Annotated in this window: 9 protein-coding genes and 2 pseudogenes; 7 read left to right on the top strand and 4 right to left on the bottom strand. The window is 69.4% G+C overall.

Going from position 1 to position 13,856, the window contains the following annotated elements; translation table 11 throughout:
* The 6 genes and pseudogenes from QYM41_RS17065 to QYM41_RS17040 all read left to right on the top strand — a co-directional run.
* Positions 1 to 427: pseudogene (locus QYM41_RS17065) on the top strand ((4Fe-4S)-binding protein); the annotation flags it as partial.
* Complete coding sequence (locus tag QYM41_RS17060; protein WP_368800968.1) at positions 424 to 1,065, top strand: LutC/YkgG family protein; 642 nt, start codon at positions 424 to 426, stop codon at positions 1,063 to 1,065. The pseudogene QYM41_RS17065 and the gene QYM41_RS17060, both read left to right, overlap by 4 nt.
* Positions 1,066 to 1,304: 239 nt before the next feature.
* Positions 1,305 to 4,757, top strand: a complete 3,453-nt coding sequence (locus QYM41_RS17055) for a pyruvate carboxylase (protein ID WP_368800967.1) — start codon at positions 1,305 to 1,307, stop codon at positions 4,755 to 4,757.
* A 165-nt stretch (positions 4,758 to 4,922) separates the two neighbouring features.
* A complete protein-coding gene (ppsA, locus tag QYM41_RS17050; RefSeq protein ID WP_368800966.1) occupies positions 4,923 to 7,316 on the top strand; it encodes a phosphoenolpyruvate synthase in 2,394 nt (797 codons plus the stop codon).
* Positions 7,317 to 7,416: 100 nt separating this feature from the next.
* Positions 7,417 to 8,244 carry a pyruvate, water dikinase regulatory protein gene (locus tag QYM41_RS17045; RefSeq protein WP_368800965.1) on the top strand — a complete coding sequence of 276 codons (828 nt, stop codon included), beginning with the start codon at positions 7,417 to 7,419 and terminating at the stop codon, positions 8,242 to 8,244.
* 27 nt (positions 8,245 to 8,271) lie between these two features.
* The gene (locus QYM41_RS17040) at positions 8,272 to 8,514 is read left to right on the top strand and encodes a hypothetical protein (RefSeq protein ID WP_368800964.1); all 243 of its coding nucleotides are present in this window, start codon (positions 8,272 to 8,274) and stop codon (positions 8,512 to 8,514) included.
* On the opposite strand, the pseudogene QYM41_RS17035 reads toward QYM41_RS17040, so the two are convergent.
* Together QYM41_RS17035 and QYM41_RS17030 are read right to left on the bottom strand one after the other, a co-directional pair.
* Positions 8,477 to 9,731, bottom strand: a pseudogene (locus QYM41_RS17035) (IS256 family transposase). The gene QYM41_RS17040 and the pseudogene QYM41_RS17035 sit on opposite strands and share 38 nt — an antisense overlap.
* A gap of 161 nt (positions 9,732 to 9,892) precedes the next feature.
* Positions 9,893 to 10,819: a LysR family transcriptional regulator gene (locus QYM41_RS17030; protein WP_368800963.1), complete on the bottom strand. Its 927-nt coding sequence runs from the start codon at positions 10,817 to 10,819 to the stop codon at positions 9,893 to 9,895.
* On the opposite strand from QYM41_RS17030, the gene QYM41_RS17025 reads away from it, so the two are divergent.
* Positions 10,818 to 11,939: an EamA family transporter gene (locus tag QYM41_RS17025; RefSeq protein ID WP_368800962.1), complete on the top strand. Its 1,122-nt coding sequence runs from the start codon at positions 10,818 to 10,820 to the stop codon at positions 11,937 to 11,939. The two genes, QYM41_RS17030 and QYM41_RS17025, sit on opposite strands and share 2 nt — an antisense overlap.
* Positions 11,940 to 12,571: 632 nt before the next feature.
* Here QYM41_RS17025 and QYM41_RS17020 read toward each other — a convergent pair.
* Both QYM41_RS17020 and QYM41_RS17015 read right to left on the bottom strand, forming a co-directional pair.
* A complete protein-coding gene (locus QYM41_RS17020; RefSeq protein ID WP_368800961.1) occupies positions 12,572 to 13,375 on the bottom strand; it encodes an IclR family transcriptional regulator in 804 nt (267 codons plus the stop codon).
* A 241-nt stretch (positions 13,376 to 13,616) separates the two neighbouring features.
* Positions 13,617 to 13,856 (bottom strand): M24 family metallopeptidase (locus QYM41_RS17015; RefSeq protein WP_368800960.1); only part of this gene is annotated, 240 nt, incomplete at its 5' end.

Raw genomic sequence — 13,856 nt, 5'->3', positions numbered from 1 at the left:
CTACGACGTGTGCCCGGTGAAGATCAACATCCCCGAGATCCTCGTGCACCTGCGCGACGAAGACGTGCGCAGCAAGCCCACCCCACGGGTGCCCTCCCAGATGGATTTGATGATGAAGGGCGCTTCGGTGGTGATGTCCTCGGGCACCCGGATGGGGTTGGCCGAGAAGGGTCTGCCGTTGGGGAGGGCGGTGGCGGGCAAGGATCGGGCGATCTCCTGGTTGCCCGGGATCGCCGGGGGCTGGACCGATGAGCGCGACATCCCCGCCCCGCCGAAGGAGTCTTTCCGCCATTGGTGGGCCAAGCACGCCGAGGAGACCCAGGAACGGGTGGCCGCCGACGGCGGCCCGGCCGCCGGCCCGGATGCGGGCAGTACCGCACCGGATGGGGCCGAGAGCGACACCGAAGACGACGGGGGAGCACGATGAGCGAGGCCAAGACCGAGATCCTCAACCGGATCCGCGGGGCGCTGCACGACGCGCCTACCCCTGCACCGGCGCAGCGCACCTATCGCCGCGTCTCGGAGCGTGCGGCTGAGGAGGTCATCGAGATGCTCGTGGACCGGCTGGTCGACTACAAGGCCTCGGTGCACCACGAGACCCCCGCGTCCCTGCCGGGGCGGATCGCCCAGCTGCTGGGGGTCTCCGCCCGGTATGTGGTCCCGGTCGGTCTAGACACCGCCTGGTTGCCGGAGGACACCGCCGCCCGCCGGGTGCTGGTGGATCCCAATGACGCCCGCGACGCCTCGGCCCTGGGGGTGCGGGAGCTCAACGCCGTGGACGCGGTGGTGACGTCCTCGACCGTCTCCTGCGCGGAGACCGGGACGATCTTCCTCACCGGCCGTCCCGACGAGGGCCGGCGGGCGATCAGCCTGGTCCCCGACCACCACATCTGCGTGGTGCCCGTTGAGACGGTGGTGGAGCTGATCCCCGAGGCGCTGGCCCTGGTGGAGCCCACGGCCCCGGTCACCATGATCTCCGGGCCCTCGGCGACCTCGGACATCGAGCTCGAACGCGTCGAAGGCGTGCACGGGCCCCGGACGCTCGACGTGATCCTGCTCGGCTGACAGGCCCGGATGGCGCGTGAACCGCAGCACGCGCAGAGGCACCGTCGCGGATCCGCTCGGCACCCCGGCCCCATCGCGGCCCCGAGGGCCCGGGTCCGCCCTGCCCGAGCACGGCGGACCCTGCCTGGGCGGTGGTCCCTGCCGTGCCGGCCGTTTCTCCTTCGCAGTTGACCTTGTCAGAAATTCACAACACAGCACCCGGGCCTCCAATGGAGCGCCCGGGTGCGGAACGGGTGTCAATGTTCTCCAAGATCCTGGTCGCCAACCGCGGCGAGATCGCGATCCGCGCTTTCCGCGCCGCCTACGAGCTGGGTGCCAAGACGGTGGCGGTGTTCCCGTACGAGGACCGCAACTCGATCCACCGGCAGAAGGCCGATGAGGCCTACCAGATCGGGGAGGAGGGCCACCCCGTGCGGGCCTATCTCGACGTCGAGGAGATCGTCCGGGTGGCCAAGGAGTCCGGGGCGGACGCGATCTACCCCGGCTACGGGTTCCTCTCGGAGAACCCGGACCTGGCCCGCGCGGCGGCCGCGGAGGGCATCACCTTCGTCGGCCCGCGGGCCGAGATCCTGGAACTGGCCGGGAACAAGGTGGAGGCGCTCAAGGCCGCCAAGCGGGCCGGGATCCCCACCCTGGACTCCTCCGCCCCCTCCTCGGAGGTGGACTACCTGCTCGGGGAGGCCGAGCGGATCGGCTTCCCCGTGTTCGTGAAGGCCGTCGCCGGCGGCGGGGGCCGCGGCATGCGCCGGGTTGAGACCCCCGAGGCGCTGCCCGAAGCCCTGGCGGCGGCGATGCGCGAGGCCGACACCGCCTTCGGAGACCCCACCATGTTCGTCGAACAAGCCGTGCTGCGGCCTCGGCACATCGAGGTCCAGATCCTGGCGGACGCGTCGGGGGAGACCGTGCACCTGTTCGAACGCGACTGCTCCGTCCAGCGCCGGCACCAGAAGGTGATCGAGATCGCCCCGGCCCCGAACCTCGACGAGGGGATCCGCCAGGCCCTGCACGCCGACGCCGTGAAGTTCGCCAGGGAGCTGGGCTACGTCAACGCCGGGACCGTGGAGTTCCTCGTGGACACGGCCGGGGAACGGGCCGGTCAGCACGTGTTCATCGAGATGAACCCGCGGATCCAGGTGGAGCACACGGTGACCGAGGAGATCACCGATGTGGATCTGGTCGCCTCGCAGCTGCGGATCGCGGCCGGTAAGACCCTGGCGGACCTGCGCATCGCCCAGGACGAGCTCACCGTGCGCGGGGCGGCCCTGCAGTGCCGGATCACCACGGAGGACCCGGCCAACGGGTTCCGCCCAGACGTGGGGAAGATCTCCGCCTACCGCTCCGCCGGCGGCGCCGGGGTCCGCCTGGACAGCGGCACCGTCTACGCCGGGGCGGAGATCTCCCCGCACTTCGACTCCATGCTGGTCAAACTCATCTGCCGGGGACGGGACTACGCCACCGCGGTGCACCGGTCCCAGCGTGCCCTGGCCGAGTTCCGGATCCGCGGGGTGGCCACCAACATCCAGTTCCTCCAGGCCGTGCTCGCCGACCCGCAGTTCCTCGCCGGAGAGGTCGCCACCGATTTCATCGAATCCCGCCCCGAGCTGCTCGAAGGCAAGATTTCCGGGGACCGGGCCACCAAGGCGCTGACCTGGCTGGCCGAGGTCACCGTCAACCAGCCCCACGGCCCCCGGGTGGAAGGTATCGACCCGCGCACCAAGCTTCCCCACTACCCGGGGGACAAGCAGGACGAGCCGTTGCGCTCCCCCTTCGACGGGCCCTCGGCGCACACCCCGCCGGACGGGTGGCGGCAACGCCTCCAGGAGCTGGGCCCCGAAGGCTTCGCGGCCGCGCTGCGGGCCCAGACCGCGGTGGCGGTCACCGACACCACCTTCCGCGACGCCCACCAATCCCTGCTCGCCACCCGGGTGCGCACCCGGGACCTGCTCGCTGCGGCCCCGGCCTACGCCCACACGCTGCCGCAGCTGCTGTCCGTGGAGGCCTGGGGCGGGGCGACCTACGACGTCGCACTGCGCTTCCTCGGGGAGGACCCGTGGGAGCGGCTGCGGCTGCTGCGCGAGGCGATGCCGAACATCCCGATCCAGATGCTGCTGCGCGGGCGCAACACCGTGGGCTACACCCCGTACCCGACCGAGGTGACGGACGCGTTCGTGGCCGAGGCCGCGGCCACCGGGGTGGACATCTTCCGGATCTTCGACGCCCTCAACGACGTGGAGCAGATGGCCCCGGCCATCGAGGCCGTGCGCAAGACGGGCACCGCGGTCGCCGAGGTCGCCCTGTGCTACACCGGGGACCTGCTGGACCCGGCCGAGGAGCTCTACACCCTGGACTACTACCTCGAGCTCGCCCAGCAGTGCGTCGACGCCGGGGCCCACGTGCTGGCGATCAAGGACATGGCCGGGCTCCTGCGCCCCGCCGCGGCGGCGAAGCTGGTGACGGCCCTGCGGGAGCGCTTCGACCTGCCCGTGCACCTGCACACCCACGACACCGCCGGCGGGCAGCTCGCCACGCTCATGGCCGCGATCGACGCGGGCGTGGACGCGGTGGACGTGGCCGAGGCCTCGATGGCCGGCACGACCTCCCAGGTGCCCGCGTCGGCGCTGATCGCGGCCCTGGCCCACACCGACCGGGACACCGGCATCCCCCTGGAGGCCGCGACCGCCCTGGAGCCCTACTGGGAGGTCATCCGGGCGATGTACGCCCCCTTCGAGTCCGGGCTCACCGCCCCGACCGGGCGCGTGTACCGGCACGAGATCCCGGGCGGGCAGCTGTCGAACCTGCGCCAGCAGGCCATCGCGCTGGGGCTGGGGGAGCGGTTCGAGGCGATCGAGGACATGTACACCGCCGCCAACGCCATGCTCGGCAGGCTGGTCAAGGTCACCCCCTCGTCGAAGGTCGTGGGCGATCTCGCCCTGCAGCTGGTGGGCATGGGCGTGGACCCGGCCGAGTTCGAGGCGAATCCGCAGAAGTTCGACATCCCGGACTCGGTGATCAGCTTCCTCGCCGGGGAGCTCGGCACGCCCCCCGGCGGGTGGCCCGAACCGTTCCGCTCCAAGGCCCTGGAGGGCCGCAACGTCAAGGTCGGGATCACGGAGCTGGCCCCGGAGGACTCGCAGGCCCTGGCCGGGGACCCGGCGACCCGGCGGGCCACGCTGAACCGGCTGCTGTTCGCCGGCCCGACCCGGGACTACGAGGCGGTCCGGGCCAGGTACGGCGACGTCACCGTGCTGCACACCCGCGACTTCCTCTACGGGCTGACCACCGACCGGGAGCACGTGATCTCCCTCGGCAAGGGGGTGCGGCTGCTGGTGACCCTGCAGGCCATCTCGGAGCCCGACGACAAGGGCATGCGCACCGTGATGGTCACCCTCAACGGCCAGCCCCGGATGATCGAGGTCCGCGACACCTCGATCGCCTCCTCGGTGCCCGAGACCGAGAAGGCCGACCCGTCCGACCCCGGCCACGTGGCCGCACCCTTCGCCGGGGCCGTGACCGTCACGGTCGCCGAAGGTGACCTCATCGAGGCCGGCGGGCAGGTCGCCACCATCGAGGCCATGAAGATGGAGGCCTCCATCACCGCCCCCACCGGCGGCACCGTCGTCCGGGTCGCACTGACCGGGGTCACTCAGGTCACCGGTGGAGACCTGCTGCTGCTACTGCGCCCCACCAACTGAACCTTTCACCGCCCCCGAACCACCCCGTCCCCTGCCCTGGGCCCCTGCCCCGGCAGGAGCCGGTCGGTCCCGACCGCTGATGTTCCTGCGGCCGGGCCGGCGGGCAGAACCGATCCCCGATCCACTGGCACCCCGCCCGGGCGGCGCCCACCGAAGGAGTCCTTCATGACCTCTGTCCTTCCTTTCACTGACATCGACCTCTCCGACCTCGAGGAGGTCGGCGGCAAGAACGCCTCTTTGGGCGAGCTGATCCGCAACCTCAGCAACGCCGGGGTGCAGGTGCCCGGTGGTTTCGCCACCACCGCCACCGCGTTCCGCCAGTTCCTGGCCACCGACGGCCTGAACACGCGGATCGCCCAGACCCTGGAGGGCCTGGACACCGCCGACGTGACTGCTCTGGCCGCCGCCGGTGCGCACATCCGGTCCCTGATCCGCAACGCACCGCTGCCGGACGCACTGGAGACCGGGATCCGGGATGCCTACGAGAAAGTGGCCGGGACCCACCCGGCAGGAGTGTCCTGGGCAGTGCGCTCCAGTGCGACCGCCGAAGACCTGCCCGACGCCTCCTTCGCCGGGCAGCAGGAGACGTACCTCAACATCCGCGGGGTGGAGAACGTGCTGGCGGCGGTCAAGGACGTCTTCGCCTCCCTCTACAACGACCGGGCGATCGCCTACCGGGTCCACCACGGCTTCGCCCACGCCGAGGTGGCGCTCTCGGCCGGGGTGCAGCGGATGGTGCGCTCGGACGTCGGCGCCTCAGGGGTGATGTTCACCATGGACACCGAGTCCGGGTTCACCGACGCGGTGTTCATCACCTCCTCCTACGGGCTCGGGGAGGCGGTGGTGCAGGGGGCGGTGAACCCGGACGAGTTCTACGTCCACAAGCCGGCCCTGGCCGCCGGGCGCCCGGCGGTGCTCAAGCGCGGGCTCGGGGACAAGGCCCTGCAGATGACCTACACCGACTCCCAGGAGCTCGGGGAGACCGTGGGTTTCGTCCCCGTGCCGCAGGCGCAGCGGGGGAGGTTCAGCCTCACCGACACACAGGTGGAGCAGCTGGCCCGCTACGCGGTGGCGATCGAGGACCACTACGGCCGCCCGATGGACATCGAGTGGGGCCTGGACGGCACCGACGGAAACCTCTACATCCTCCAGGCCCGCCCCGAGACCGTGGTCTCCCGCCGTGGGGCCGGGGCCGTGGCCCGCTACCGGCTCCACGAGACCGGCACGGTGGTGGCCCAGGGGCGGGCCATCGGCCAGCGGATCGGAGCCGGACGGGTGCGGGTGCTGAAGTCGGTCGAGCAGATGGCGTCCTTCCAGGCCGGGGACGTGCTCGTGGCCTCGATGACGGATCCGGACTGGGAGCCGATCATGAAGAAGGCCGCCGCGATCGTCACCGACCGCGGCGGGCGCACCTGCCACGCGGCGATCATCGCCCGGGAACTGGGCATCCCCGCCGTCGTGGGCGCCGGGGACGCCACCGAGGTCCTGGCCGAGGGGGACCCGGTGACGGTCTCCTGCGCCGAAGGCGAGGAGGGCCTGGTCTACGAAGGCCTGCTGGACTACACCGTGGAGGAGACGGCCCTGGGGTCGATGCCGGAAGCACCGCTGAAAGTGATGATGAACGTCGGCACCCCCGAGCAGGCGTTCTCCTTCGCCCAGCTGCCCCACCACGGGGTGGGGCTGGCCCGGTTGGAGTTCATCATCAACCGCCAGATCGGCATCCACCCCCTGGCCCTGCTCGCCCTGCAGAACGGGTCCCCCGAGCTGCCGGCCGCGGTGGCAGCCCAGATCCAGGAGCGGATCACCGCCTACGACGGACCGCGCGAGTACTACGTCCAGCGCCTGGCCGAAGGCATCGCCACGATCGCCGCGGCCTTCGCCCCTGAGCCGGTGATCATCAGGCTGTCGGACTTCAAGTCCAACGAGTATGCCAACCTGCTGGGCGGGCCCGAGTTCGAACCCGCCGAGGAGAACCCGATGCTCGGGTTCCGGGGTGCTTCCCGGTACCTCTCGGAGAGCTTCCGGGCCGCCTTCGAGCTCGAGTGCGCAGCGGTCGTCCACGCCCGCACCACCATGGGACTGAGAAACATCAAGCTCATGGTCCCCTTCGTGCGCACCCTCGACGAAGCTCAGGGTGTAATCGAGCTGCTGACCGCCAACGGACTGCGGCGCGGGGAGGAGGGTCTGGAGATCGTGATGATGTGCGAGCTGCCGGCCAACGCGCTGCTGGCCGGGCAGTTCCTGGAGCACTTCGACGGGTTCTCCATCGGCTCCAACGACCTCACCCAGCTCACCCTGGGCCTGGACCGCGATTCCGCCCTGGTCGCCTCCTCCTTCGACGAACGCGACCCGGCGGTGAAGAAGCTGCTGGAAATGGCCATCACCGCCTGCAAGGAGAGCGGCAAGTACGTCGGGATCTGCGGCCAGGGCCCCAGCGACCACCCCGAGCTGGCCGCCTGGCTGCTGGGCCAGGGCATCGACTCCGTGTCCCTGAACCCCGACGCCGTGGTGGACACCTGGCTGGCCCTGGCCACCACCACAGCACAGCCTGCCGTGTGAGCACCCTGGTCCTGGTGCCGCCTCCGCCAGGACCAGGGCACCAGCCCCACCCCCCACCCGGACCACCGGACATCCCGACGAGAAGACAGCGGAGGCACCCGTGACCGACTCCTGCCCGGTGGCGTTCTTCGTCTCCGACAGCACCGGCATCACCGCCGAGACCCTCGGCAACACCCTCATCACCCAGTTCCCGGCCCAGCGCTTTGAACGCCACACCGTGCCCTTCCTCACCACCGCCGAGCACGCCCACCAGGTCGCGGCCCGGATCACCACCGCTGCGGAAACCGGGCGCACCACCGTGGTGTTCTCCACCGTCGTGGACCCGCACCTGCGCGGCATCCTCGAGGCTGGCGCCGGGTACTTCGTGGACCTCTTCGGCTCCCACATCCACCAGCTCGAAGCCGCCCTGCACACCACCGCGAACCCTCAACCCGGCAGGGCCCACGGGCTCGGCGACGCCATCCGCTACCAGTCGCGGATGACAGCCGTCGAGTACGCCATGGAACACGACGACGGGCAATCTATCCGCGCCCTGGAACGGGCCGATCTGATCCTCATCGCCCCCTCACGCTGCGGCAAGACCCCCACCAGCATGTACCTGGCCCTGCAGCACGGCATCCGCACCGCGAACTTCCCCCTGGTCGACGAAGACTTCGCCCACCGGTCCCTGCCGGCACCCATCGCCGCCTACGCGACCAAGTGCTTCGGACTCACCTCCCAACCCCTGCGACTGAGCCAGGTCCGCCAGGAAAGACGCCCGGGCACCATCTACGCCTCCCTGCCCCAATGCACCTGGGAACTGCGCAACGCCCAGCAGATGTACGCCCTCAACGACATCCCCCACCTCAACTCAGCCTTCATGTCCGTGGAAGAAATTTCCGCCACGATCCTCCAGAGAATGGATCTCCAAGAAACCGGCACCGGCTGAGGATTCTCGGATCCACCGGAGCTGTCGATGCGGGAGCAGATGGCCGCCCATGCCCTGGGGCTGAACCTCGCCTCCCTGATGTTCGCCATCATGTACGCGGCCGACCACGACACCTCGGAGGCCTTGGAGGACGCGGTGGCCACGGTCCCGCACATCATCCAGGCGCAGCGGCTGCTCGGGGATCCCGACCGGGACTGTCCGATAAACGGCGTGTGGGGCCCGGCGGTTTTCATCAGTGAGCGGTTCTCTCGAACCGTCCGGCGAAGGTGATCGCGAACGCGTTCAGCGCCGGCTTCCACCTCATCACCCAGCGTGCTCTACCGCCGCCGGTCGGATCAAGAGACCGGGTGACGAGGTAGAGGCACTTCAGCGCAGCAACTTCGTTCGGGAAGTGTCCGCGCGCCCGCACTGCCCGCCGGTAGCGGGCGTTGATCGACTCGATCGTGTTCGTCGTGCAGATCACCCGGCGGATCTCCACGTCGCACCCGAGGAACGGCACGAATTGAAGCCCAGGAGGACTCCCACAGCTGCACGATCGCCGGATACCGCTGGCCCCACTCGGCCGTGAACTCGGTGAACCGGTCCTTTGCCGCTTGTTCTGAAGGCGCGGTGTAGACCGGTTTGAGCGCCTTGACGATCCCGTCACGGTGCTGGCGGCCGGCGTAGCGGAAGGAGTTGCGGATCAGGTGCACGATGCACTGCTGAACCACCGTCTGCGTCCAGGTGGTGCTGATCGCCTCCGGCAGGCCCTTGAGCCCGTCGCAGACGGCCATGAGCACGTCCTCGACGCCCCGGTTCTTCAGCTCGGAGAAGACCTGCAGCCAGAACCGGGCGCCTTCGGCGCCGTCGCCGGCCCAGATCCCGAGGATGTCGCGTTCCCCGTGCACGGTCACGCCCATGACGACGTAGAACGGCGTGTTGCGCACCTGCCCGTCGCGGACCTTCACCACGACCGCGTCGATGAAGAGCACCGGATAGAGCGGGTCCAGCGGACGCGAAGACCACGCGGCCAGCTCGCCGGCGACCTTCTCGGTGATCCGACTGATGGTGTCCTTGGAAACCTTCGCCCCGGAGACCTCCTCGAAGTGCACCGCGATCTCCCCGGTGGTCAGCCCGCGGGCCGACAGCGAGAGCACGATCTGATCGATCCCGTCCAGACGCCGCTTGCGCTTGGGCACGATCACCGGCTCGAAGGACCCGTCCCGGTCCCGGGGCACCTCGATCTCGACCGGGCCGATCTCGGTCAGCACGGTCTTCGACATCGTGCCGTTGCGCATGTTGGCCGCAATCGGGATCTGCCCGTGGTCGTGCCCGAGGTGTTCGGTCAGCTCGGCTTCCAGGGCGGTTTCCAGCACGTTCTTCGTGAGCTGGTTGATCAGTCCGCCGGGCCCGACCAGGCTCACGCCTTGCTCCTTCGCCTGGGCGAGCAGCCGCTCGGCTAGGTCCTTCTGATCGATGATCTCTCCGGTCACGGGATCGATCGTCATGCCTGTCATCTCGGTCGTGGACTCTGACACGGCCGTCTCCTTTCGGATCAGGCCGGACCCTCACACATCGTTGTTCTTACAATCCCCCTGGTGTGCCGCTGCCGGCCGTAGGAGTGGAGTGGTTCGTGGCGGCGGAGCAGCTCTCGAGCAGCGAGGCCGGCTCAGTGCAGGGTCCACTCCGGTGTGTCCGCGCTCATGTGGGCCACGGCCTCGACGATGGCTGTTCGGCAGGCGACGACGGCGGGGTGCCGGGTGCGACCGGAGCGCACCTGGATGGACAGGAGTCGATAGGGGGCCCCGGCCAACCCCACGGATCGGACGCTGTTCAGGTGTCGGGTCCCCAGTAGGGCCGGGACGAAGGCCACGGCGTGGCCGGAGCGGACGAAGTCGACCTGGAGCAGCGGATTGAGGGTGTCAATGCGCACCTGTGGTTCGAAACCGGCCTGCCGGCACACGGCCCGCGCCCAGGCACCGGTGGGCGTGTCGGCCGGGTCCAGGGCCCACGGAGCCTGCCCGAGGTCGGACAGGGAGCGAGGGCGCGCGGACCACGGGCCCTTCAGCGGCAGGGCAAGGTGGAGGGGATCGCGCAGCAGTTCCACACGGTCCACTCCCTCGCGCAGGGGGTCCGGGCGCCCGAGATACTCCTCGCTGATGATGAGGTCGAACTCATGGGCGAGCAACCCCGCGAAGGCGTCCTCCACCTCGCGCTGGGTGATGGTCACGTGCAGGTCGGGGTGGTCGCGGGCCAGGGCGTCCAGGACGGTGGGGGCCACCGTGAGCATCGCGCTCTGGAAGGCGGCTACGCGCAGGGTGCCGCGCACCGCATCCTGGGCTGCGGCCAGTTCGGCCTCGGCCTCCTCCAGGGTGGCCAGGATCCGCTCGGTGTGCCCGACCAGTCCCTGGGCGGCCGGGGTCAGCCGCACTCCGCGCCCGACCGCCTCGAGCAGGGTCGCGCCGGTCTCGCGCTCGAGCAGCTTGAGCTGTTGGGAGACCGCCGAGGGGGTGTAGTTCAGTGTCCGGGCAGCGGCCGTAAGCGAGCCGGTGCGGTGTACCTCCCGCAGCAGCCGAAGACGAGGCAAGGACAACATGGGCCGATCCTACTGTGTAGCTGTGCTCAACAGTAGATTTGAGAAAGAGTTGCTGGACTGCACAATATGGGTCGACGAGCATGGACTCGTGACTCCCTCGACCAATCCGCTGCCCCTGATCGCCCCCGCCCGCCGGCCGGCGGAGATTCCCACGGCGGGTGCCCCGGCGCCGGCCGCCCCCACCTCGGGCGCCCCTTCCGCCTCCGCGCCGACACCGACCGGGCCGGGCATCCAGCAGTCCCCCGCGCGGAACACGCTGGCCGGCGTCGGACTGGTCATCGGGTCCTGCATCTCGCTGCAGTTCGGTGCCGCCGTGGCCGTGCAGCTGTTCCCGCACCTGGGGGCTTGGGGAGTGACCACGCTGCGACTGGGCATGGCCGCCGTCATCCTGCTGGTCATGGTCCGGCCGCAGGTCCGGACGTGGACCCGGAAGCAGTGGACGGCAGTGGTGCTCTTCGGCGCGGCGCTGGGATGCATGAACGGCTTCTTCTACGCCTCCCTGGAGCGGATCCCGCTCGGGGCGGCGGTGTCCATCGAGTTCCTGGGCCCACTGGTACTGGCTGCGGTTCTGGCCCGCCGGCTGCTGGACGGGCTGTGGGTGGCCGTCGCCCTCGGGGGGATGGCCCTGTTGGGCCTGGACAGCGCATTGGGCGCGACCCTGGACCCGGTCGGGGTGGTGCTGGCCCTGGTTGCCGGGGTGTTCTGGGCCGGATATGTCCTGACCAGTGCCCGGGTGGGGCAACTGGTGCCCGGGGCGGGAGGACTGGCCGCGGCACTGGTGGTGGCCACCCTCGTGGTCGCACCCCTCGGCGCACCCGGGGCCATCGGGGCGCTCAATGACCCGGTGCTGGTGGGTCTGGCGCTGGTGACCGCGCTGTTGGCCTCGGTGATCCCCTACACCCTGGAGCTCTCCGCACTGCGCCGGCTGCCCGCCCCGGTCTTCAGCATCCTGCTCAGCCTAGAACCGGCCTTCGCGGCCCTGTTCGGCTGGATCCTGCTCGACCAGGAATCCGGGATGCTGCGCAATCTGGCCATCGCCCTGGTGATCCTCGCCAGCGTCGGGGTGACGCTGACCAACCCACGACGGCAAGCCTCCGAGAAGCCGGCCGGCCCCCGGTGACACGGTGGTCATCACCCCGCTGGAGCGCCTGAGCCGGTCGAGGCAGTACCTGCTGGCTTTCGCCAAAGCGCCACAGAGACAGAGGGGTGGGGCCACACGACCCCTTAGTCAGGAGATCAGCGAGTAGTGCAACCTGACATAAGGCGGGTTGGCGGCCGGTAACCCACGGGAGTTCTCGCATCTGTTGGAACTCCCGTCCGGCCGATTCTGTCCCAGTTCCGCGGCGCACCGCGGTCCGCCAGACTGCGCCGGACGTCAGATGGCTCACGAGGGTGTTGCCGCGGCGCTGATCAACGTAGATTTCCTGCATCAGATGCACGATTCCACGGTGACGAGAGATGCCGATGGATGCTGCATCGGGCCAGGCCCCTGCCATCCGGGCCGACGCCGGCGTGGGACTGTTCCGCGTCGACGAGCGGGTGTTCGACGCGATGCTGGACGGATGGATGACGTCAATAGCCCCGACGACATGGCCGACTCCCGCCTCCTCAACATCCGTGCCTACCGGTCGACGGTTTCCGTCGAACTGTGCGGCGGAGTGTCGTGTGATGCGGAGGCTTGGGTTTCGGGTTTTCAGCGTGCTTGTGGGCCGAGGACTCCAGATACGAAACCGTTCGGGAAGGACGAGCGGATCACTGAGTCCGTGCAGCGCACCCGAGCCGTTGGGATACTTTTTCGGAGGCGGCTTTGCAGGCGGCCACGAGGTGGGTGACCTGTTCTTCGGTGACTCGGTAGCGCGGTGCTGCGATCATCACGGCCGCGATCAGTTCGTCACGGTGGTCGAAGACGGGGGTGGCCACGCCCACTTCGTCCACGGAGGTCTTGCCGTAGTTGACGGCCACGCTTTCTGCGCGGACGTCGCGGAGAAGTTCCACGTAGGTGTCGATGCCGGTTTCGGTGGCGCTGAAGTGGTTGATGGTGCCTGAGAGAAGCAGGGCTCGGACCCGTTCGGAGGGTTGAGCGGTGAGGAAGATCTGCACCGAGGCGCTGAGGGCGGTGTTGTATCGGGTGCCCAGCGGGGTGGTGTGCTTGATCTGCTGGGGGCTGGGAATCTGTTCTACGCAGACGGCCTCGTTGCCGTTCCAGACCATAAGGGCGCTGGTCTCTCCGGTCTGCTCGGTGAGTTCCTGGAGCACGGGGTAGGCCACGCGGCGTTCGTCGAGGTCGGCCAGCAGGGGCCCGGTCATGGTGATCAGGCCCAGCCCCAGGCGGAAGCGCCGGGTCTGGGGATCGCGTTCCACCAGGTTCTCTTGCTCGAGGGTGGCGAGGATGCGCGAGACCGTGCTCTTGTGCAGACCGACCCGGCTCGCGATCTCGGTGACGCCCAGTTGAGGTTCCTGTGCTGAGAAGCAGCGCAGCACGCTGATGGCGTTGGAGACGACCGAGGCCGTGCGGGCTTCCGCGGCGGGGGAGGTGTTGTCAGATGAAAGAGTCATAGGGTTCCCTATTCTCCACGCGACAAACCCCATGCGCCCGATGATGGTGATGACGTCCTCAGGTGCTGCTCTCGGGTGGTGCATGGCGGGTCCTGGACGGGGTCAACACAACTGGGGGAGCGATCCGGAGTCCGATGTTCCTGTTGTAGCGCCGGGCGTTTCTAGTGTCCTTCACCTCCATGGCTGTCGAGGCGGAGTGCGGGTGGCGCCGTCCGTGGACGGCGCCACCCGCGCCGGGCGTCTAGGCGGGGACGATGTTGTGCTCGGGGCCGTAGGGGAACTTGGTGATGTTCTCCGCCCCGTCCTGGCCGACGACGAGGATGTCGTGCTCGCGGTAGCCGCCGGCCCCGGGCTCGCCCTCGGGGACGGTGATCATCGGTTCCATGGACACGACCATGCCCGGCTCCAGGACCGTGTCGATGTCCTCGCGCAGCTCCAGGCCGGCCTCGCGGCCGTAGTAGTGGGACAGCACCCCGAAGGA

Origin of the sequence: Kocuria oxytropis (assembly GCF_040981195.1) — a bacterium.
Taxonomy (GTDB): Bacteria; Actinomycetota; Actinomycetes; order Actinomycetales; family Micrococcaceae; genus Kocuria; species Kocuria oxytropis.
This window is presented reverse-complemented; position numbering and strand designations above follow the sequence as displayed.

Excerpts from the sequence above, each read along its gene's own strand:
- QYM41_RS17020 (WP_368800961.1), bottom strand. The coding sequence starts at position 13,375 with ATGACTCTTTCATCTGACAACACCTCCCCCGCCGCGGAAGCCCGCACG.
- QYM41_RS17030 (WP_368800963.1), bottom strand. The coding sequence starts at position 10,819 with ATGTTGTCCTTGCCTCGTCTTCGGCTGCTGCGGGAGGTACACCGCACC.
- QYM41_RS17060 (WP_368800968.1), top strand. The coding sequence starts at position 424 with ATGAGCGAGGCCAAGACCGAGATCCTCAACCGGATCCGCGGGGCGCTG.
- QYM41_RS17055 (WP_368800967.1), top strand. The coding sequence starts at position 1,305 with ATGTTCTCCAAGATCCTGGTCGCCAACCGCGGCGAGATCGCGATCCGC.
- ppsA (WP_368800966.1), top strand. The coding sequence starts at position 4,923 with ATGACCTCTGTCCTTCCTTTCACTGACATCGACCTCTCCGACCTCGAG.
- QYM41_RS17040 (WP_368800964.1), top strand. The coding sequence starts at position 8,272 with ATGCGGGAGCAGATGGCCGCCCATGCCCTGGGGCTGAACCTCGCCTCC.
- QYM41_RS17025 (WP_368800962.1), top strand. The coding sequence starts at position 10,818 with ATGGGCCGATCCTACTGTGTAGCTGTGCTCAACAGTAGATTTGAGAAA.